General features: G+C 73.2%; 16 protein-coding genes and 1 pseudogene. 10 read left to right on the top strand and 7 right to left on the bottom strand.

The genetic code is table 11. The annotated features are described in order from the left end of the window. Positions 1-108: 108 nt before the first annotated feature. Positions 109-567 (bottom strand): hypothetical protein, encoded by a 459-nt coding sequence (locus ACZ52C_RS18985; protein ID WP_469075818.1) that lies wholly within the window; start codon positions 565-567, stop codon positions 109-111. A gap of 268 nt (positions 568-835) precedes the next feature. On the opposite strand from ACZ52C_RS18985, the gene ACZ52C_RS18980 reads away from it, so the two are divergent. The 4 genes from ACZ52C_RS18980 (at position 836) to fxsA (ending at position 5284) form a co-directional block, all read left to right on the top strand. Next, positions 836-1276 (top strand): Lrp/AsnC family transcriptional regulator, encoded by a 441-nt coding sequence (locus tag ACZ52C_RS18980; RefSeq protein ID WP_033532524.1) that lies wholly within the window; start codon positions 836-838, stop codon positions 1274-1276. Between the two features lie 304 nt (positions 1277-1580). Continuing rightward, positions 1581-3185 carry an amidohydrolase gene (locus ACZ52C_RS18975; RefSeq protein WP_469075817.1) on the top strand — a complete coding sequence of 535 codons (1605 nt, stop codon included), beginning with the start codon at positions 1581-1583 and terminating at the stop codon, positions 3183-3185. Between the two features lie 595 nt (positions 3186-3780). After that, positions 3781-4641 carry a polyprenol monophosphomannose synthase gene (locus ACZ52C_RS18970; protein WP_469075816.1) on the top strand — a complete coding sequence of 287 codons (861 nt, stop codon included), beginning with the start codon at positions 3781-3783 and terminating at the stop codon, positions 4639-4641. 46 nt (positions 4642-4687) lie between these two features. Then, positions 4688-5284, top strand: a complete 597-nt coding sequence (gene fxsA, locus ACZ52C_RS18965; RefSeq protein ID WP_469075815.1) for an FxsA family membrane protein — start codon at positions 4688-4690, stop codon at positions 5282-5284. A gap of 304 nt (positions 5285-5588) precedes the next feature. Here fxsA and ACZ52C_RS18960 read toward each other — a convergent pair whose 3' ends face one another. The 4 genes from ACZ52C_RS18960 to yczE form a co-directional block, all read right to left on the bottom strand. Further along, a complete protein-coding gene (locus ACZ52C_RS18960) occupies positions 5589-5963 on the bottom strand; it encodes an RNA polymerase-binding protein RbpA (protein ID WP_003977404.1) in 375 nt (124 codons plus the stop codon). A gap of 266 nt (positions 5964-6229) precedes the next feature. Then, positions 6230-7594: an MFS transporter gene (locus ACZ52C_RS18955; protein ID WP_469075814.1), complete on the bottom strand. Its 1365-nt coding sequence runs from the start codon at positions 7592-7594 to the stop codon at positions 6230-6232. A 41-nt stretch (positions 7595-7635) separates the two neighbouring features. Then, positions 7636-8403: a glycerophosphodiester phosphodiesterase gene (locus ACZ52C_RS18950; RefSeq protein ID WP_469075813.1), complete on the bottom strand. Its 768-nt coding sequence runs from the start codon at positions 8401-8403 to the stop codon at positions 7636-7638. Beyond that, positions 8400-9074 carry a membrane protein YczE gene (gene yczE, locus ACZ52C_RS18945; protein ID WP_469075812.1) on the bottom strand — a complete coding sequence of 225 codons (675 nt, stop codon included), beginning with the start codon at positions 9072-9074 and terminating at the stop codon, positions 8400-8402. Before yczE ends, ACZ52C_RS18950 begins: the two co-directional genes overlap by 4 nt. Before the next feature lie 98 nt (positions 9075-9172). Here yczE and ACZ52C_RS18940 point away from each other — a divergent pair, with 98 nt between their 5' ends. Then, complete coding sequence (locus ACZ52C_RS18940) at positions 9173-10672, top strand: SCO1417 family PLP biosynthesis transcription factor (RefSeq protein ID WP_469075811.1); 1500 nt, start codon at positions 9173-9175, stop codon at positions 10670-10672. A 108-nt stretch (positions 10673-10780) separates the two neighbouring features. Here the strand turns inward: ACZ52C_RS18940 and ACZ52C_RS18935 are convergent, their stop codons facing one another. Together ACZ52C_RS18935 and ACZ52C_RS18930 are read right to left on the bottom strand one after the other, a co-directional pair. Beyond that, on the bottom strand, positions 10781-12331 hold the full coding sequence (locus ACZ52C_RS18935) for a hypothetical protein (protein WP_469075810.1): 1551 nt from the start codon (positions 12329-12331) through the stop codon (positions 10781-10783). Between the two features lie 38 nt (positions 12332-12369). Next, a complete protein-coding gene (locus tag ACZ52C_RS18930) occupies positions 12370-12564 on the bottom strand; it encodes a hypothetical protein (RefSeq protein ID WP_005485586.1) in 195 nt (64 codons plus the stop codon). Between the two features lie 271 nt (positions 12565-12835). Between ACZ52C_RS18930 and ACZ52C_RS18925 the strand changes: the two genes are divergently transcribed. From ACZ52C_RS18925 to ACZ52C_RS18905, 5 genes and pseudogenes are all read left to right on the top strand, one after another. Beyond that, positions 12836-13228: an ankyrin repeat domain-containing protein gene (locus ACZ52C_RS18925; protein WP_469075809.1), complete on the top strand. Its 393-nt coding sequence runs from the start codon at positions 12836-12838 to the stop codon at positions 13226-13228. 302 nt (positions 13229-13530) lie between these two features. Next, positions 13531-14949 (top strand): HEAT repeat domain-containing protein, encoded by a 1419-nt coding sequence (locus tag ACZ52C_RS18920; RefSeq protein WP_469075808.1) that lies wholly within the window; start codon positions 13531-13533, stop codon positions 14947-14949. A gap of 139 nt (positions 14950-15088) precedes the next feature. Then, positions 15089-16218: pseudogene (locus tag ACZ52C_RS18915) on the top strand (glycosyltransferase family 4 protein). Further along, positions 16215-17399, top strand: a complete 1185-nt coding sequence (locus tag ACZ52C_RS18910; RefSeq protein WP_469075807.1) for a glycosyltransferase — start codon at positions 16215-16217, stop codon at positions 17397-17399. The pseudogene ACZ52C_RS18915 and the gene ACZ52C_RS18910 overlap by 4 nt, the downstream one beginning before the upstream one ends. Beyond that, positions 17396-18268 (top strand): SGNH/GDSL hydrolase family protein, encoded by an 873-nt coding sequence (locus ACZ52C_RS18905; RefSeq protein ID WP_469075806.1) that lies wholly within the window; start codon positions 17396-17398, stop codon positions 18266-18268. Before ACZ52C_RS18910 ends, ACZ52C_RS18905 begins: the two co-directional genes overlap by 4 nt. The last annotated feature ends 22 nt before the right edge of the window (positions 18269-18290 follow it).

Below are 18290 nucleotides of genomic sequence, written 5' to 3'. Positions count from 1 at the left end.
GGGAATCGTGTCTGAGTTCGCGCCCGAACCGAACGGGGCAGGACGGGCCTGCCCGCCGGGGCACGGACGTGGTGGGCACGGACGTGGTGGGCCCGGTCGGGCCCGGAATCAAGCGGCCTGGCGCTGATCGGCCTGGCGCGGCTCGGGCTGCTGACGCCGCATCACCGGCACGCGCATCGGGCGCGAGCCCGGGCCGCCGACGTGCGAGAAGGGCTGGGTCCGCCAGTCGAGGCCCTGCGGGAGCGTCAGCAGAAGCGCGGTCTCCTGCTCCTGCGGCTCCACGGTCTCGTCCGCCGAGCGGGCCTCGCTCGCCGAACGGCCGGTGCCGGCGCAGGCCGTGAGCCCGAACGGGTTCCACGGCGACAGGACGCGCGCGTGCTCCGGCAGGCTGTCCTCCTCGGACAGCAGCGCGATGGGCTGAGCGCAGTCCGGGCAGATCACCCGGTACATCTCGAAGGTGTCGTACGCGTCGAACTCGTCGTCCGGTTCGACGCCCTCCGGCTCGGGCTCGACGACCGCCTGGAGTCGCTTGGGTGCGGTACGACCAGGGCGCTTAAGACTCTGCATGGGATTCTCCCCCTCGGGCTGGGCCGTGAAGGCACTGCGGCCTCGACCACAGCAAGCACTTCCCGTCCCGTCTTGGAGGTAATCACGAGATCATCACGAAGCCTGTTCGGGTGCTGTGGTCTTCGTCACATGCCGCTCGCAGGTGCCCCACATGGTCCGGCTGTCACCCGTATGGCTCACAGTCGGCTCTCAGGCACATCACGAACCGGGCATGACCTGCGCCGCTCAGGTACCGGAGGAGATCAACCGCCCTGTAGGTTCTTGCGCCATGGAGGAGCTGGACCGACAGATCGTGCAGCTGCTCGTCGCGGACGGGCGGATGAGCTACACCGACCTGGGCAAGGCCACGGGCCTGTCCACGTCGGCGGTGCATCAGCGTGTGCGCCGACTCGAGCAGCGTGGCGTCATCCGGGGCTATGCCGCGGTCGTCGACCCGGAGGCCGTCGGGCTGCCGATGACCGCGTTCATCTCGGTCAAACCGTTCGACCCCAGCGCCCCCGACGACATCGCCGAACGCCTCGCGGGCGTCCCGGAGATCGAGGCCTGCCACAGCGTCGCCGGCGACGAGAACTACATCCTCAAGGTTCGCGTGGCGACCCCGCACGAACTGGAGGAACTGCTGGCGAGGCTCCGGTCCCTGGCCGGCGTCTCCACGCGGACCACGGTCGTCCTGTCCACGCCGTACGAGGCGAGGCCCCCGAGGATCTGAGCGGCGCCGAGGCGGCCACCGCCGCCCCTCGCCCCGCCCACCTGCCGCGGCCCCTCGGTCGACCGCGTGGCGCGTGTCGCCTGCCGCCTGTCTGCTCGCTGCCCTGCCGACAACCCTCACCTCACCTTGCCGCCCTGCCGTCTGCTGCCTGCCGGTCTGCCGCCCGTCTGTTCACTGTCGGCTGCTCACCGCTGTGGGCGATCGTTCCGCAGGGCGGAACGGGTGGGCACAGCCGACAGCGCCGGGTCCCTTGAAACACCGGCCCAAGTACGTCGCTGCGGCCTGCACACGCGAGACTGTCCCCATGAGTGATCGCGCCGCCCCGTCGAAGACCGTCCTGCTCCGCGGTGGAGAAGTCCACAGCCCCGCCGACCCGTTCGCCACCGCGATGGTCGTGGAGCACGGCCAGGTCGCCTGGGTCGGCTCCGAGGGTGCCGCCGACGCCTTCGCGGCCGGCGTCGACGAGGTGGTCGACCTCGAAGGCGCCCTGGTCACGCCGGCCTTCACCGACGCCCATGTGCACACCACCGCCACCGGCCTCGCGCTCACCGGGCTCGACCTCTCCGCCGCCCCCTCCCTGGAGGCCGCGCTCGTTCTCGTACGGGAATTCGCAGCCGCCCGCCCCTCCGACCGCGTCCTCCTCGGCCACGGCTGGGACGCGGCCCGCTGGCCCGGGGGCCGCCCCCCGACCCGCGCCGAACTCGACGAGGCCGCCGGCGGCCGCCCGCTCTACCTGAGCCGGATCGACGTCCACTCCGCCGTCGTCACCACCGCCCTGCTGGACCTGGTCCCGGGCGTCGGCGCCGTCGAGGACGGCCCGCTGACCCGCGACGCCCACCACGCCGTACGCGCCACCGCCCTCGGCGCCATCACCCCCGTCCAGCGCACCGAGGCCCAGCGCGCAGCCCTCGCCCACGCCGCCTCGCTCGGCATCGGCTCGGTCCACGAGTGCGCGGGCCCCGAGATCTCCTCCGAGGACGACTTCACCGGGCTGCTGCGGCTCTCCGCCGAGGAGCCCGGCCCCCGCGTGGTCGGCTACTGGGCGGAGCGCGACGTCGAGAAGGCGCGCGCCCTCGGCGCGGTCGGTGCCGCCGGAGACCTCTTCGTCGACGGCGCCCTCGGCTCGCACACCGCGTGCCTGCACGAGCCGTACGCCGACGCCGCCCACACCGGCACGGCCTACCTGGACGCCGACGCCGTCGCCGCCCATGTGGTCGCCTGCACCGAGGCGGGTCTCCAGGCGGGCTTCCACGCCATCGGGGACGCCGCGGTGGCCTCCGTGGTCGAAGGTGTGCGTGCGGCGGCCGAGAAGGTCGGCCCAGCCCGGGTGAAGGCGGCCCGGCATCGCGTCGAGCACGCCGAGATGCTCACCCCGGACACCGTCGCCGCCTTCGCCGAACTCGGACTCACCGCCTCCGTCCAGCCCGCGTTCGACGCGCTGTGGGGCGGGGAGGAGGGCATGTACGCCCAGCGGCTGGGCGTCGACCGTGCCCGCACCCTGAACCCGTTCGCGGCCCTGCTGCGCGCCGGCGTGCCCCTGGCGTTCGGCTCCGACAGCCCGGTCACGGCCCTCGATCCCTGGGGCACCGTCCGCGCGGCAGCGTTCCACCGCACGCCGGAGCACCGGGTCTCCGTGCGCGCCGCGTTCACGGCGCACACACGGGGCGGCTGGCGGGCGATCGGACGCGACGACGCGGGCGTCCTCGTCCCGGGCGCTCCCGCGGACTACGCGGTGTGGCGCACCGGCGAACTCGTCGTCCAGGCCCCCGACGACCGCGTCGCCCGATGGTCCACCGACCCCCGTTCCGGCACCCCCGGCCTGCCCGACCTGAGCCCCGGCTCCGACCTGCCCGTCTGTCTGCGGACCGTGGTGGCGGGGCGCACGGTCTTCGTACGGCCGGGCGAGTGATCTCCCGGGACGGCAGGAAGCCGATCATGGCCCGCCGGTGCGCCGCGCGACCTGCGGATCCTCCCCGCCGACCAGGCATTTGAGGGTATCGCCGCAGGTCAGGCGGCGGTTGACAGTTGACGGCAGGGGGCGGGTAGGTTCTGCCGGGTCCACCACCGGACGTCCGACCGGGGAACTTCCGCGCGGTCGCCGAAGCGCCGCTGGGTCAGATGGTGTGCCGCACCGGCGCACCACCGCTGGGAGCCAGGCCCAGGGTTCGCGCTCCGACGAGGGAACGTTCCGGCCCGGTCGGGTAGGTGCGACCCGGGTGGGGCCCGGACGCTCAGTAGACAACGGCTTTCGGTCGACCCGCAGCCAGCGGGCCCCAGGTCGGCCCGAAGGGCGTCGGGCCCCCATCCGCAGTGGTCTCCCCGCTCCGCCGCCCGGCCGCCGGGGCGGGCGAGATCTTTCAAGGCCGCCGCGCACAGGCTACGCAGAGCGCGCTCCCGCACACCCCCTGTCGAATCAGCATCCCTCTGGACACCGGCTGACACTCCATCGCAGGCCGTGGCCACTATGGTGGTCCCCTGCGTACGGAGGACTTGAAGGGGCAGCAGTGAACGACGGCGACGGGACCCTCGCGGCTCAAGGCCAGGAGAGGCGGTTCGGCCCGCTCGGCACCGCCTTGGTGATCATCCCGACCTACAACGAGGCGGAGAACATCAAGGCGATCGTGGGCCGGGTGCGCAAGGCCGTTCCCGACGCGCACGTCCTGGTCGCCGACGACAACAGCCCGGACGGCACCGGCAAGCTCGCCGACGAGCTGGCCGTCGAGGACGACCACGTCCAGGTGCTGCACCGCAAGGGCAAGGAAGGACTCGGCGCGGCCTACCTCGCGGGCTTCCGCTGGGGCATGGAGAACGGCTACGGCGTCCTCATCGAGATGGACGCCGACGGCTCCCACCAGCCCGAGGAACTGCCCCGGCTGCTCACCGCGCTCAAGGGCGCCGACCTCGTCCTCGGCTCCCGCTGGGTGCCGGGCGGGCGCGTGGTGAACTGGCCCAAGTCCCGCGAGTTCATCTCGCGCGGCGGCAGTCTCTACTCCCGAGTGCTGCTCGACGTCCCCGTCCGTGACGTCACCGGCGGCTACCGGGCGTTCCGCCGCGAGACCCTCGAAGGGCTCGGCCTCGACGAGGTCGCCTCCCAGGGGTACTGCTTCCAGGTCGACCTCGCCCGCCGCGCGATCAAGGCGGGTTACCACGTGGTCGAGGTGCCCATCACCTTCGTCGAGCGCGAGCTGGGCGACTCCAAGATGAGCCGCGACATCCTGGTCGAGGCGCTGTGGAGGGTCACGGCGTGGGGTGTGGGGGAGCGGGTCGGCAAGGTCCTGGGGCGGGACGAGAAGCCGGCGGCGCGCGACGCCAAGCCGGCGGCGCGGGACGAGAAGCTGCCCGGGCGGGCCGACGGGAAGGCCTGATCATCCCCTTATCCCGAGCTGAGCCCGGGACAGGCACACTGGGAGCATGACGACTGGCGTTCCGTCCTCGACCCACCCTGCCCGGCCCCGGCGTTCCCGGCTGCGCACGTTTCTGCCGTTGGGTGTCGCCGCTTGGCTGGTGCTGGAGATCTGGCTGCTCACGGTGGTCGCGGGCGCGGCCGGCGGGTTCACGGTCTTCCTGCTGCTCGTCGCCGGTTTCGTCGGTGGCTCGGCGGTGGTCAAGCGGGCCGGGCGGCGGGCGTTCCGGGCGCTGTCCGAGACGCTGCAACAGCAGCAGGGCGGGGCGTTCGCTGCCGAGGCCGAGGCCGGGTCCGGATCCGGGTCGGGCTCCGGGAAGAGCGAGGGCAACGGCTTCCTGATGCTGGGGGGACTGCTGCTGATGCTGCCCGGGCTGGTCTCGGACGTGGTGGGGCTGGTGCTGCTGATTCCGCCGGTGCAGAGGGCGTTGGGGCGGTATACGGAGCGGACCTTCGAGCGGAAGATCCGTGAGGCCGGTGCCGGGAGTCTCGGGGACGCCTTCCAGCAGGCGCGTATGCATCGGCCCGACGGGAAGGTCGTGCCGGGTGAGGTGATCCGGGACGACGCGCCGCCGGCTGGGCCCTATCCGCCGCTGGACCACTGACGGGTTTTCTCGCCCCCGCCGCCCCTACCCGTCCCATCCTCAAGGGGCTGCGCCCCTTTGACCCCTAGGCGTCCGTCCGGTGGGGCTTCTCGCGCAGTTCCCCGCGCCCCTGGAAAAAAGCGGGGCTGCGCCCCGGCTTTTCCAGGCCCGCAGGGCCTGATCTTTCAGGGGCGCGGGGAACTGCGCGACCAGTCCCACTCACCCGCACCCGACAGCGCATGGCAAAGACCGCGGGCGCCGTACAGCTTCGTACGGCGCCCGCGGTCGTTGGTTGCGCTGGTGGTCCGCCCGGCCCCCGGAGGGGCTACGCGGACTTGCGGCTGTCTCGCGGATGTACCGCGATGTTCATCGCGCCGGAGCGGAGAACCGCCAGGCGCTCTTCGAGGACCTCTTCGAGTTCCTCACGGGTGCGCCGCTCCATCAGCATGTCCCAATGCGTACGCGCGGGCTTGGCCTTCTTTTCCTCAGGGCCGTCGCCGTCCACGAGGAGTGCCTGGGCCCCGCAGACCTTGCACTCCCACTCCGGCGGAATCTCCGCCTCGACCGAGAAGGGCATCTCGAAGCGGTGCCCCTTCTCGCATGCGTACTCCACGGCCTGGCGCGGAGCCAAGTCGATGCCGCGGTCCGTCTCGTAGCTGGTCACCACGAGGCGCGTGCCGCGAAGAGCTCGCTCACTCATGAATCGTGCCTCCCGGGCTTGTCGCCCACAGGACAGGTGTCGCTGTCGTCGTCATCCGGTCAACGTCCGGTCGGCGGTAAAGATTCCCGTTCCGGGTCCCGTTCCGGGTCATGCGTCGCCGTCGTAGCCGCCCTTGTTGTACCCACCCGCGCCCGGTTTGTCACATCTGACAGCAGATGTCACCCAGCGTTTCGGCATCTTTGACGCGCAGTAACGGTACGCCTGGCAGGCCAAACGCGTACACTACAGCCCTTTCGCTTCCGGCGCTAAATCCTGTCCGGTACCGGATTGCCCGCGTCGCCGATCGCCCGGCGCACCGGGACCCTCGCGAGCAGGGCGAATCCCAGGACGAAGAAGGCCACCAGCGAGATGATCGCGTCCCGATAACTTCCGGTCAGCTGGTAGGTCACGCCGAACAGCAGCGGGCCCAGCCAGCTCATGCCGCGGTCGCTCATCTCGTACGCGGCGAAGTACTCGGCCTCCTTGCCGGGCGGGACGAGGTGGGAGAAGAGGGAGCGGGACAGGGCCTGGCTGCCGCCGAGGACCAGGCCGATGCCCGAGGCGAGGACGAAGAACCACAGCGGGGCACTCGCCGGGAGGAAGTAGCCGGCCGCGAGGATCAGGGTCCAGGCGACCAGGGAGCCGAGGATCGTGCGCTTGGCGCCGTAGCGGCGGGAGAGCCGGCCCATGCCGAGGGCCCCGCCCACAGCCAGGACCTGCACCAGCAGTACCGCCACGATGAGCGTGGACTGCTCCAGGTCGAGTTCCTCGGAGCCGTACACCGAGGCCTGCGAGATCACCGTCTGGATGCCGTCGTTGTAGACGAGGTAGGCGAGGAGGAAGCTCAGGGTCAGCGGGTGGCGCCGCATGTCGCGGACGGTGGCGGCGAGTTGACGCAGCCCCGGGGACGTCGCCCCCTCGGCGCCCGCGGACTCGCCGGCCGGGCGGCGCCGGTCGCGCAGGCGCTTCAGCGGGATCAGGGTGAAGGCGCCCCACCACAGGCCGGCCGAGGCCAGGCAGATGCGGACGGCCATGCCCTCGGAGATGCCGAAGGAGTCGTGGGCGGTGAAGAGGATCAGGTTCGCGACCAGGACCAGGGAGCCGGCCGCGTAGCCGAAGGCCCAGCCCCGTGAGGAGACGGCGTCGCGTTCCTCGGGCGGGGCGATCTGGGGCAGGTAGGAGTTGTAGAGCATCATCGCGACGGACTGCGCCGCGTTCGCGACGACCAGCAGGACGCCGCCGAGCAGATAGCGGTCGCCGTCCAGGAAGAACATGCCCGCGGTCGCGGTGGCGCCGACGTAGGCGGTCGCGGCCAGGAGGGGCTTCTTGCGGCCCGTGCGGTCGGCGGCCGCGCCCACCAGCGGCATGATCACCACGGCGACGATCACCGACAGGGAGACCGAGTACGCGAAGAAGGAGCCGGCGCGGACCGGTATGCCCAGCGGATGGACGTAGCCGTCCGGGTCGGCGGCGGACTTGGCGACCTCGGTCAGATAGGGACCGAGGAACACGGTCAGGACGCTGGTCGAGTAGACGGAGCAGGCCCAGTCGTAGAAGTACCAGCCGCGCTGTTCGCGCCGTCTGCCCGCGGCCTCGTCGGCCGCGTCCGTCCGCACGGTGTCGGTGCCCACCCGCGCCCCTCGCTTCCCCGTGAACGGGCCGCGCGCGGAGGTCAGACCCAGGTACCCCGGTCCTCCAGCACCTTGCGCAGCGTGTCGATGTGATCGGTCATGATGCCATCGACGCCCAGGTCCAGGAGTCGGTGCATGCGTTGCGGTTCGTTCACGGTCCAGACGTGCACCTGGAGCCCGCGCGCGTGGGCCGCGCGCACGAACCGGTGGTCGACCACCGGCACCCCGGCGTGCGACTCGGGCACCTGTGCGGCGACCGCCGAGGCGCGCACCGTGGCGGGGACGCCCCACGACCGCAGCCGCAGCCCCAGCACACCGCTCGTGCCGTACGAGGTGGCCAGGCGCGGACCGGCGAGACGCCGGGCGCGGGCCACCCGGGACTCGGAGAAGGAACCGACGCAGACCCGGTCCCAGGACTCGGTCCGGGCGATCAGGTTGAGCAGCGGGTGCAGCGCGGGCTCCGCCTTGACGTCGATGTTCCAGCGGACGTCGGGGAACTCTTCGAGCAGTTCCTCGAAGAGGGGGACGGGCTCGACGCCCGCCACGCGCGCGTGGCTGATCTCCTTCCACATCAGGTCGGCTATCCGGCCCGCACCGTCGGTCATCCGGTCCAGGGTCGCGTCGTGGAAGGCGACGAGCCGGCCGTCGCGCGAGGCGTGGACGTCGGTCTCGATGTAGCGGTAGCCCGACTCCACCGCCCGCCGGAACTGGGTCATGGTGTTCTCCAGGCCGTCGGCCGCCCCGCCCCGGTGGGCGAAGGCGATCGGGCCCGGATGGTCGAGGTAGGGGTGGCGTACGAGGGCGGTCACCCGGGCAGTATGGCTCGCTTCGATGGACCGGTGGCAACGACCGTGCTGCCGGATTCCGAGGGCACGGCGAACACCCGCAGGAAGAACTGGGCGAGCGGGCCGATGCAGAGGGCGTAGAGCAGGGTGCCCACCCCGACCGTGCCGCCGAGGGCGAAGCCGGTCGCCAGCACCGCCACCTCCACGGATGTCCGCATCAGCCTCAGCGAGCGGCCGGTACGCCGGTGCAGCCCCGTCATCAGGCCGTCCCGCGGGCCCGGACCGAAACGGGCCGCGATGTAGAGGCCGGTCGCCGCGCCGTTCAGCGCGATCCCGGCGGCCAGCAGGGGGATCCGTACGGCCATGGTGTGCGCCTCCGGCACCAGGGCCAGAGTGGCGTCCATCGCGATGCCCACCACGAAGACGTTGGAGACCGTGCCGAGGCCCGGGCGCTGGCGGAGCGGGATCCACAGGAGCAGCACCACCGCGCCCACGACGATCGACACCACCCCGATGGTCAGCCCGGTCAGCTCCGCGAGGCCCTGGTGCAGCACGTTCCACGGCTCCAGGCCGAGGCCCGACCGTACGAGGAGCGCGGAGCTGGCGCCGTAGAGCGCGAGCCCGGTGTAGAGCTGCACCAGCCGACGGACCGTGTGCCGCTGTGGCTCGTGCTGCGGCTCGTGCTGTGCGGGCAAGACGTCCCCCTGGTGGTGCCGGTGGCCTGACGCATGACACTCTGTGGCTTGGACAGAGATGGCATCCATGGCCAATTCGCGGAAGGTGGACTGGAATCATGGCGCAGTGGACTTCGGCGGTCGGTGCGGCGCAGCTCTCGCGGCTGCTCACCTCGCAGCAGGAGCGTCCCGCCGGCCCCGGCACCCGCCGCCCGCCCGCCTACCGCGCGCTCGCCGACGGGATCCGTCTGCTGGTGCTGGAGGGCCGCGTGCCCGTCGCCGCCCGGCTGCCCGCCGAGCGGGAGCTGGCGCTCTCCCTCTCCGTGAGCCGTACGACCGTCGCGGCGGCCTACGAGGCGCTGCGCACCGAGGGGTTCCTGGAGTCCCGGCGGGGCGCGGGCAGTTGGACGGCCGTACCGGCGGGGAAGCCGTTGCCCGCGCGTGGTCTGGAGCCGCTGCCGCCCGAGGCGCTCGGTTCGATGATCGACCTGGGCTGCGCCGCCCTGCCCGCGCCGGAGCCCTGGCTCACCCGGGCCGTGCGGGGCGCGTTGGAGGAACTGCCGCCCTACGCCCACACGCACGGCGACTACCCGGCCGGACTGCCCGCCCTTCGCTCCATGCTCGCCGACCGGTACACGGCGCGCGGCATCCCGACGATGCCCGAGCAGATCATGGTGACCACCGGCGCGATGGGCGCCATGGACGCCATCTGCCATCTCTTCGCGGGGCGCGGTGAGCGGATCGCGGTGGAGTCGCCGTCGTACGCCAACATCCTGCAGTTGATGCGGGAGGCGGGGGCGCGGCTGGTGCCGGTCGCGATGGCGGACGGGCTCGCCGGGTGGGACATGGACCGGTGGCGCCAGGTGCTGCGGGACGCGGCGCCCCGACTGGCGTACGTCGTCGCGGACTTCCACAACCCGACCGGGGCGCTCGCGGACGAGGACCGGCGGCGCGGGCTCGTCGACGCGGCCCGGGGCGCCGGGACGGTGCTCGTCGCCGACGAGACGATGAGCGAGCTGTGGCTCGACGACGACGTGGAGATGCCGCGGCCCGTCTGCGCGTTCGATCCGGCGGGGTCGACGGTGATCACGGTCGGGTCGGCCAGCAAGGCGTTCTGGGCGGGGATGCGGATCGGGTGGGTGCGGGCGGCGCCGGATGTGATCCGGAGTCTGGTCGCGGCCCGGGCGTACGCCGACCTGGGGACGCCGGTGTTGGAGCAGCTCGCCGTGAACTGGCTGATGAGCACGGGGGGTTGGGCGCAGGCCGTGGGGGTGCGGCGGGCGCAGGCCCGGGAGAACCGGGACGCCCTGGTGAGCGCGGTACGGCGGGAGCTGCCGGACTGGGAGTTCTCGGAGCCCCGGGGCGGGCTGACGCTGTGGGTCCGCACCGGGGGGCTCTCGGGGTCGCGGCTCGCCGAGGTGGGCGAGCGGGTGGGGGTCCGGGTGCCGTCCGGGCCCCGGTTCGGGGTGGACGGGGCGTTCGAGGGGTATGTGCGGCTGCCGTTCACGGTGGGGGGAGCGGTGGCCGAGGAGGCGGCGGCGCGGTTGGCGGCGGCGGCGCGGTTGGTGCGGGACGGGGCGTCCGGCGGGGGCGAGGGGCCGCGGACCTTCGTGGCGTGAGGGCGGGTGAGCGGTGTGCGGCGGCGGGTGCCGGGTCCCGGCGCTCGCCGGGTGCCGCCGCGCGCACCCGCCCACCCGTGCCGCCCGCCCGGCTGACCGCGGCGGGTCTCACGTCTGCGCCGGAGCCGCTTTCGTGAACGTGTCCGGCGAGGGTGTGTGGGGCGGGAGCAGATCGAGCACCGCCTGGCGGTGGGGCTCCGGGGTGGTGTCGTCGTAGGGGTCCGGGGTGGTGGGGACCTGGAGGCGGAGTGCGGGGGCGGGGCCCAGGCGGGCGTAGCCGCGGCCCGGGGGCATGTCCGGGGTCGGCGTGGTGGGGGGCGCGGCGCCCAGGACCGTCTCGACCTGGTCGAGGGAGGCGGGGCCGAGCACGACACGCGCGCGCGTGTGCTGACGCACCGCGTCCGTGAGGGTGTCCAGGTGGTCGAACTGTTCGGTGATCACGACGGTGACGTCGACCGCGCGGCCGTGCCGCAGGGGGATCTGGAGCAGGGACTGCGGGTCGGGCCGGCCCTCGGCCGCGGCCAGATGGGTCAGCACGCCGGGGCGGTCGAGGAGGAGCCAGAGGGGGCGGCGGATGTCGTCCGGCGCCGGACGGCCCGCCTGGCGGGCGCGGTTCTGGGCGATCAGCCGGCGCTCCGTCTCCTGGGACGCCCATTCCAGGCTCGCCAGGGCGCCGGAGAGCCCGCTCTCCACCGCGAGCACCCCGTCGCGGCCGGTCAGGCACGCGTACTCACCGCTGCCGCCGCCCTCGACGATGACGACGTCACCGTGCTGGAGCGCCTGGAGGGCGATCGAGCGGAGCAGGGTCGTGGTGCCGCTGCCGGGCTCGCCGACGGCCAGCAGATGCGGTTCGGTGGACCGGACGCCGGTGCGCCAGACGACCGGCGGCACATCCCGCTGCTCCTCCCCGGAGGACAGGGGGAGGGTGCGCTGGACGTGGGTCTCGTCGGTGAAGCCGAGGACCGTCTCGCCCGGTGCCGTCACGAAGCGCTGGGCGGTGATGTCGGTGGCGAGCGGGGGGAGGACGGCCACGGTGAGCTCGTTGCCCTCCTCGTCCCAGCTGAAGCGGTACTCGCGGCCGCGGCCCGCCTTGGTGTGCAGCAGCTGCTCGATGCGCGCGCGGGACTCCGCCTCGCCGTCCGTGAAGTACGCCGGGTAGCGGACCAGCAGATGGCAGACACGGCCGGTGCCGTCGAACGCGTAGGTGGGGAAGGCCTTGTCCCAGGCGCCGCCGTGCGCGTAGAGCGGCTCGGGGTCCTCGGCGGCCGAGAAGTACGGGACCAGGGCCTCGTAGAGGGACCGCAGGCGCTGGGTCTGGGACTCGTCGGGGCCGGTCGGCTCGGCGACGGCGCCCTCGCGACCCGCCCAGGCTGCCGCCGCCATCAGTGCGATGACGGCGAGCAGCGGGCCGTACGGCACCAGGGTCACGACCAGGAGGATCGAGGCCGCCAGGAAGAGCAGTGACCCGCGACGGTCCTTCGGGGTCTCGGCCCATCTGCGGCGCCCGGCGGCGACCAGCCGGCGCAGTCCACGCGTGATCGTGATCAGCGGGTGGAGGACGTCGGTGGCGCCGTCGGCCGCAGTCCGGGCCAGCTCCCGGCTCCTGGCGAGGTGCGCGCCACCGGTGCTCAGAATGCGGGGGAGGGGGACCCGGGCCACGGCTGTCTCCTGGGGGTGCGTGCGGATGGGGGGCGGGGTCAGAACTTGATCCCGCCGAGGAGGCTCGCGAGGCTCTCGCCGCCCGCTGTGATGCTCGGGGCGATGCCCGTGCTGGCGAGGTAGAAGCCGAAGAGCGTCACGACGATGCAGTGCGACGCCTTCAGGCCGTCCTTGCGGAAGAACAGGAAGACGATGACGCCGAGCAGGACGACGCCTGAGATGTTCAGGATCATTTGGGCTCTCCTGGTTGATGGGGACAGTCACCATGAGTTCTTCCAGAGTCACAGGATGTATCCATACGATAAAAGGTGCATATGGGTGAAATTCTGAGGATTTCCCCCCGATGGCCGAATCGAGGCTCGGCCGTCCGAGCTGGGCTGTTGCGCGCGACGGGACTCGGTGTGATCTTTGCCTCGGCTGTGTCCCCTGATGTGCGCGTCGAGCCAGTACCCTGACGATTCACCCGTTCGGCTCGAAGTACGTAAGTGAGAGGTGGTCCCGGCGATGAGCGAAGCCCCCGACCCCGAGGTCGTGGAGCTGGCGACCAGGATCTTCGATCTGGCCCGGCGGGGCGAGACCGAGGCGCTCGTGGCGTACGTCGACGCGGGTGTGCCGGCCGACCTCACCAACGACCGCGGCGACTCGCTCGTGATGCTCGCCGCGTACCACGGTCACGCCGACGCCGTACGGGCCCTGCTGGCCCGTGGCGGGGAGGCCGACCGGGTCAACGACCGCGGTCAGACCCCCCTCGCCGGGGCGGTTTTCAAGGGGGAGGCGAGCGTCATCCGGGTCCTCCTGGAGGGCGGGGCCGACCCGGCCGCGGGCACGCCGAACGCGGTCGACACCGCACGCATGTTCGGAAAGACGGAACTGCTCGAACTGTTCGCAGCACACTGATCAACCTGTTCTGACCAGGCACAACACGAAAGACGGGGGAGGCGGTACGGGGCCGCCGGAAATTTCGGTCGCGGCAGGAAGAACCGCCGGGTCATCATGACGTCGTGAATCACGGACATGATGGCTGGGCAGGTGTTGCCGCACCGCGTGGGCCGTGACGCGGTCCGCATGGGCCACCGACGAGAGGCAGAGGAAGATGGTCTTCAGCAAGCACGAGACGGCGGGCGCACCGACGTGTTGTCACGCGGCCAGGTAATGCAGGATCCCCGGTTGCGTCGACGCTTGATGTGAGGCTGTTTCCCATGTTCGAACCGGTCATAGCGCCCAGCGGTACGCTGCTCGGCCTGCTCCAGCGGGGCCGCGGCGACGGCACGCTGCACGCGCTCACCGCCCCGCGGGCCGAGGCGCTCGCGGCACTGAACCACTGTGTACTCAGCGACCCCCGCCACGACTGGCAGGTGGAGAACCGCTCCCTGTACTACGCCCGTCTCTACCTCGACCTGAGCGGTGACCTCGACGAGATCGAGCGGCACCTCTTCGACGCCGAGGACGTCCTCGACACCGACGAGTCGCGCACCGGGCTGGCCCTCGCGGTCCTCGGGCATCTCGCCTCGTACGGCAGGCGGGACGCACTCGACCTGCTGCGCAGGTACGCCGCCGTGGGCACCAGCTGGGCCTGGGCCCTGGACGAGCTGGCCCTCAGGGACGACGACGAGGGGCTGCGCTCCCTCGCCGAACCCGTCCTCGCGCGGTTCACCCCCGATCCGGAGGGCGAGGCCGAGCTGGCCGCCGCCGTCCGTGACGCCTTCGAGCCCCGGCCCTGGCGGCTGTGGGCCGACGATCCCCGCGAGGCGATCGCCACCCGTGTGCGGACCGCCCAGGAGACCGGCTGTTTCGACCGCTGGCAGCGGCAGATGCGACCGAGCGGGCCCCGGCCCGGTTGGAGCGTCAGGGCCGTGTTCGAGTGGGCCCAACAGGGCATCGAACGCGGCGCGGTCCTCCATGTGCCCGCCGCCCGGTGTCTGACCGCCGTCGCCGGCCCCGAGGACCGGCCCGAGATCCTCGTCGCCGCCCGGTCGGGCGACGACGGCGCCCGCTGCACCGCCTTGCGCTACCTCGCCGACGGCAACGATCCCGACGCCCTCGACCTGATCGAGGGCGCCGTGACCGACGGCACGACGATGGTCGTGGAGGCCGCCGTCGACGCCTTCGAACGGATGCGCAGTATGGCCGCCGTCGACCGGGCCCGCGGCTGGGTGCACCGGCCCGACGCCCTGGGCGCCGCCGCCGGACGCATGCTCGCCTGCCTCGGCGGGGCCAAGGACAGTGACCTGGTGCTCGGCGCGCTGCGCGAGGCCGTGCGCGGCGAGGGACCGGACGCGCCGACCCTGTGGACCCTCGTCGACGGCGCCGGACGCCTCGGCATCGTCTGCGCCGCGCCCGTCCTGCGCCATATCTACCGGGAGACCGCCTCCTCCCATCTCCGCGGCCGCGCCGCCCGCGCGCTCGCCGCCACCGACCCCTCCTTCGCGGCCGGCTTCGCCGTCGAATGCCTCTGGGACTGCGAGGAGACCACCCGCGAGATCGCCGCCCGGCACGCCGAGACGGGCGACGCGCGCGTCGTCGACCAACTCCGCAGGCTCGCCGCCGACCCGGCCGAGGAGGCCGAGGTCCAGACAGCCGTACGCAGCCGAATCGGTCCTGACATGCCCGCAATGTGAACACTCCGTGACCCGGAGGTCAGGAGGGCATGGACACGGTCTGACCTGGACATGTGTGCAGCGCAACGCTCATGGGACGTTCCTCGTCCGGAAAGATCCACGTTGACGCGACCACGTCCGGCACGACGACAACACCGGTATGCGTGTCGTCATAGTGACCGAGTCCTTTCCCCCGATGTGAACGGCGTGGCCCACTGCGCCCTGCAGACCGCGCGGCACCTCGTCGCGCGGGGGCACGCCCCGCTCGTCGTGGCCCCGGCCGCCGCCCAGGGAACCGGAGCCGGAGCCGACCTCCAGGCGCCGTGCCCCGTCGTCCGCGTCCCCTCCCTCCCGCTCCCGGGCTATCCCCAGGTCCGCGTCGCCCTGCCCAGCCGCAGGGTCGCCGCGGCGATCGTCGAGCACCGGGCCGACATCGTCCACCTGGCCGGCCCCTTCGTCCTCGGGGTGCGCGGCATGGCGGCCGCCGCCCGCCTCGGCGTCCCCGCCGTCGCCGTCTACCAGACCGACCTCGCGGGATACGCCCGCACCTACGTCCACGCCGGTGAGGCGGCGGCCTGGCGGCGCATCCGCTCCGTGCACGCCGCCGCCGACCGCACCCTCGCCCCGTCCGGCGCGGCCCTGCGCGACCTGGAGGCACACGGCGTGCCCCGGGTCAGCCTGTGGCCGCGCGGTGTCGACACCGTACGGTTCCGCCCCGACCTGCGCGACGAGGCGCTGCGCCGCGCACTGGCGCCGAACGGTGAGCTGATCGTCGGCTACGTCGGCCGTCTCGCCCCCGAGAAGCAGATCGAACTGCTCGCGGGCGTGTGCGCCCTGGAGGGCGTGCGCGTCGTGGTCGTGGGCGACGGACCGAGCGAACCCGGGCTGCGCGAAGCCCTGCCGGGCGCCGTCTTCCTGGGCCGCCGCATCGGCGACGAACTCGCGCGGATCTTCGCCTCGCTCGACGTCTTCGCCCACACCGGCCCCTACGAGACCTTCTGCCAGACCGTGCAGGAGGCCATGGCCAGCGGGGTGCCCGTGGTGGCTCCCGCCGCCGGGGGGCCATTGGACCTCGTCTCCCACGGGCGCACGGGGCTCCTGGTCCCGCCGCGCGACGCGGCCGCCGTACGCGACGCCGTGTGGTCCCTCGCCGCCGACCCGGCGCTGCGGGCCGCCTACGGGTCCGCCGGACGGGCCATGGTCGAGGGGCGCACCTGGGCCGCCGTCGGCGATCAGCTCATCGCGCACTACACAGACGTCCTGACAGCACGCACGGCGGTGGCGGCATGAGCGGGGCCACGGAGGGGGCACGGCGGGACGGTGCCCGGACCGGGCTGCGGATCGTGCGGCTCGCCAACTTCGTCGCGCCCTCCTCCGGGGGCCTGCGGACCGCGCTGCGGGAGCTGGGCCGCGGGTACGAGGCGGCCGGGCACGAGGCCGTGCTGGTCGTGCCCGGCGAGCGGTACACCGACCGCGCGACCGGACAGGGCCGGGTGATCACCCTGCCCGGACCGCTGCTGCCGGGCACCGGCGGCTACCGGGTCCTCATGGACAAGCGCCGGGTGGCAAGCCTCCTGGAGTCGCTGGAGCCCGACCGGCTGGAGGTCTCCGACCGGACCACGCTGCGCTGGACGGGGAAGTGGGCGCGGCGGGCCAGGGTGCCCGCGGTGATGGTCTCGCACGAGACCGCCGACGGGGTGCTGCGGACCTGGGGGCTGTCCGAGGGCATGGCCCGACGGGCCTCGGACGCCCTCAACGTCCGTACCGCCCACACCTACTCGCGGGTGGTGTGCACCACTGAGTTCGCCGAACGGGAGTTCGTGCGGATCGGTGCGCGCAACGTCGTCCGGGCACCCCTGGGCGTCGACCTCGTGGGACGCCGCCCCGACCTGCGCGACCGGGCGCTGCGGGAGCGGCACGCGCGCGGGGACGAGGTCCTGCTGGTGATGTGCTCCCGGCTGTCCGTGGAGAAGCGGCCCGGCACGGCCGTCGACGCCCTGGAGGCGCTGCTGCGGCGCGGGCGGCGGGCCGTGCTCGTCGTCGCCGGTGACGGCCCGCTGCGCGGCAGGCTCGAACAGCGGGCCAAGGGGCTGCCGGTGACCTTTCTGGGCCACGTGGGCGACCGCGAGACGCTGGGCGCGCTCCAGGCCACCGTCGACGTGGCCCTGGCCCCCGGGCCCGCCGAGACGTTCGGGCTGGCCGCTCTGGAGGCCATGGCCTGCGGCACGCCCGTGGTGGCCAGCTCCTCCTCCGCGCTGCCGGAGGTCATCGGCTCGGCCGGCGCCACGGCGGCCGACCACGGGGAGTCCTTCGCCGACGCCGTCGAACTGCTGCTGGACCGGTCCGAGGGCGAGCGCAGGGAGGCGGCACGCGCGCGTGCCGAGTGCTTCGGCTGGCAGAGCGCGGTGGACGCCTTCCTCACTGCGCACGACGCGACCGCCGGGCGCCCGGTCCGGGAGGGCGTGGGATGAGAGCCCCGCGGTTCGTGGCCCTCGGCGACTCCCTCACCGAGGGCGTGGGCGACCGGGTCGAGGGCGGCTGGCGTGGCTGGGCCGCGCTGCTCGCCGAAGGGCTCGGAGCGGACGGCGTGCCGGGCGCCGGGCAGGACGCGGAGTTCGTCAACCTGGCGCTCAGCGGCTCCCAGACGCGCGACGTCCTGGAGCGGCAGCTGCCCGCCGCGCTCGACCTCCGCCCCGACCTCGCCTCCGTCGTCGTCGGCGTCAACGACACCCTCCGCCGCACCTTCGACATCCACGCCGTCACCGCCCGCCTCGACACGGTCTACGGGGCGCTCCGGGACCGCGGGGCGGTGCTGCTCACCGCCTGTCTGCCCGACCCCGGGACCATGCTCGGCCTGCCCGGGGCGCTCGCCCGGCCCCTCGCGCGGCGGCAGCGGGCCGTCAACACCGTCGTGCACCACCTGTCCGAGCGTCACGGAGCCGTCCATCTGCACGCCTCGGAGGGCGCCTGGCTGACGGACCGCGCGATGTGGAGCGTGGACCGGCTGCACCCCGGCGAGCGGGGGCACCGGCAGCTCGCCCTCCGCTGCCACGCCCTGCTCACCGAGACGGGACTCGCCACCGGCCCCGCGCCCTCCGCCGAGCCCGAGTCTCCGGCGCCCGGCCGCGGCGCCGGCCTCCGGTGGCTGGCCACCGCGGGCACGGGCTGGGTGGCCCGGCGCTGCACCGATCTGCTCCCGCAGCTCCTCGCCCTCGCCGCCGCCGAGGTACGCCACGAGGCGCGCGGCACCAGCGCCCGGCTCGACCTGTCCGCCTCCCACGCGGTGGCGTCGGCCCTGGCCGCCCTGTCCGTTCCCGAGCAGCGGCCGGAGATGGCGTGAGGCGCCCTCGGGCGACCGGCCC

Source organism: Streptomyces sp. NPDC034049 (assembly GCF_055575575.1).
Note: the sequence above shows the minus strand (reverse complement) of the source record. Positions and strands in the feature narration are given on the sequence as shown.

Coding starts and splice junctions, on each gene's coding strand:
- ACZ52C_RS18980 (WP_033532524.1), top strand. CDS start 836: ATGGAGGAGCTGGACCGACAGATCGTGCAGCTGCTCGTCGCGGACGGG.
- ACZ52C_RS18920 (WP_469075808.1), top strand. CDS start 13,531: ATGTTCGAACCGGTCATAGCGCCCAGCGGTACGCTGCTCGGCCTGCTC.
- fxsA (WP_469075815.1), top strand. CDS start 4,688: ATGACGACTGGCGTTCCGTCCTCGACCCACCCTGCCCGGCCCCGGCGT.
- ACZ52C_RS18985 (WP_469075818.1), bottom strand. CDS start 567: ATGCAGAGTCTTAAGCGCCCTGGTCGTACCGCACCCAAGCGACTCCAG.
- ACZ52C_RS18905 (WP_469075806.1), top strand. CDS start 17,396: ATGAGAGCCCCGCGGTTCGTGGCCCTCGGCGACTCCCTCACCGAGGGC.
- ACZ52C_RS18940 (WP_469075811.1), top strand. CDS start 9,173: ATGGCGCAGTGGACTTCGGCGGTCGGTGCGGCGCAGCTCTCGCGGCTG.
- ACZ52C_RS18930 (WP_005485586.1), bottom strand. CDS start 12,564: ATGATCCTGAACATCTCAGGCGTCGTCCTGCTCGGCGTCATCGTCTTC.
- ACZ52C_RS18910 (WP_469075807.1), top strand. CDS start 16,215: ATGAGCGGGGCCACGGAGGGGGCACGGCGGGACGGTGCCCGGACCGGG.
- ACZ52C_RS18960 (WP_003977404.1), bottom strand. CDS start 5,963: ATGAGTGAGCGAGCTCTTCGCGGCACGCGCCTCGTGGTGACCAGCTAC.
- ACZ52C_RS18925 (WP_469075809.1), top strand. CDS start 12,836: ATGAGCGAAGCCCCCGACCCCGAGGTCGTGGAGCTGGCGACCAGGATC.
- ACZ52C_RS18975 (WP_469075817.1), top strand. CDS start 1,581: ATGAGTGATCGCGCCGCCCCGTCGAAGACCGTCCTGCTCCGCGGTGGA.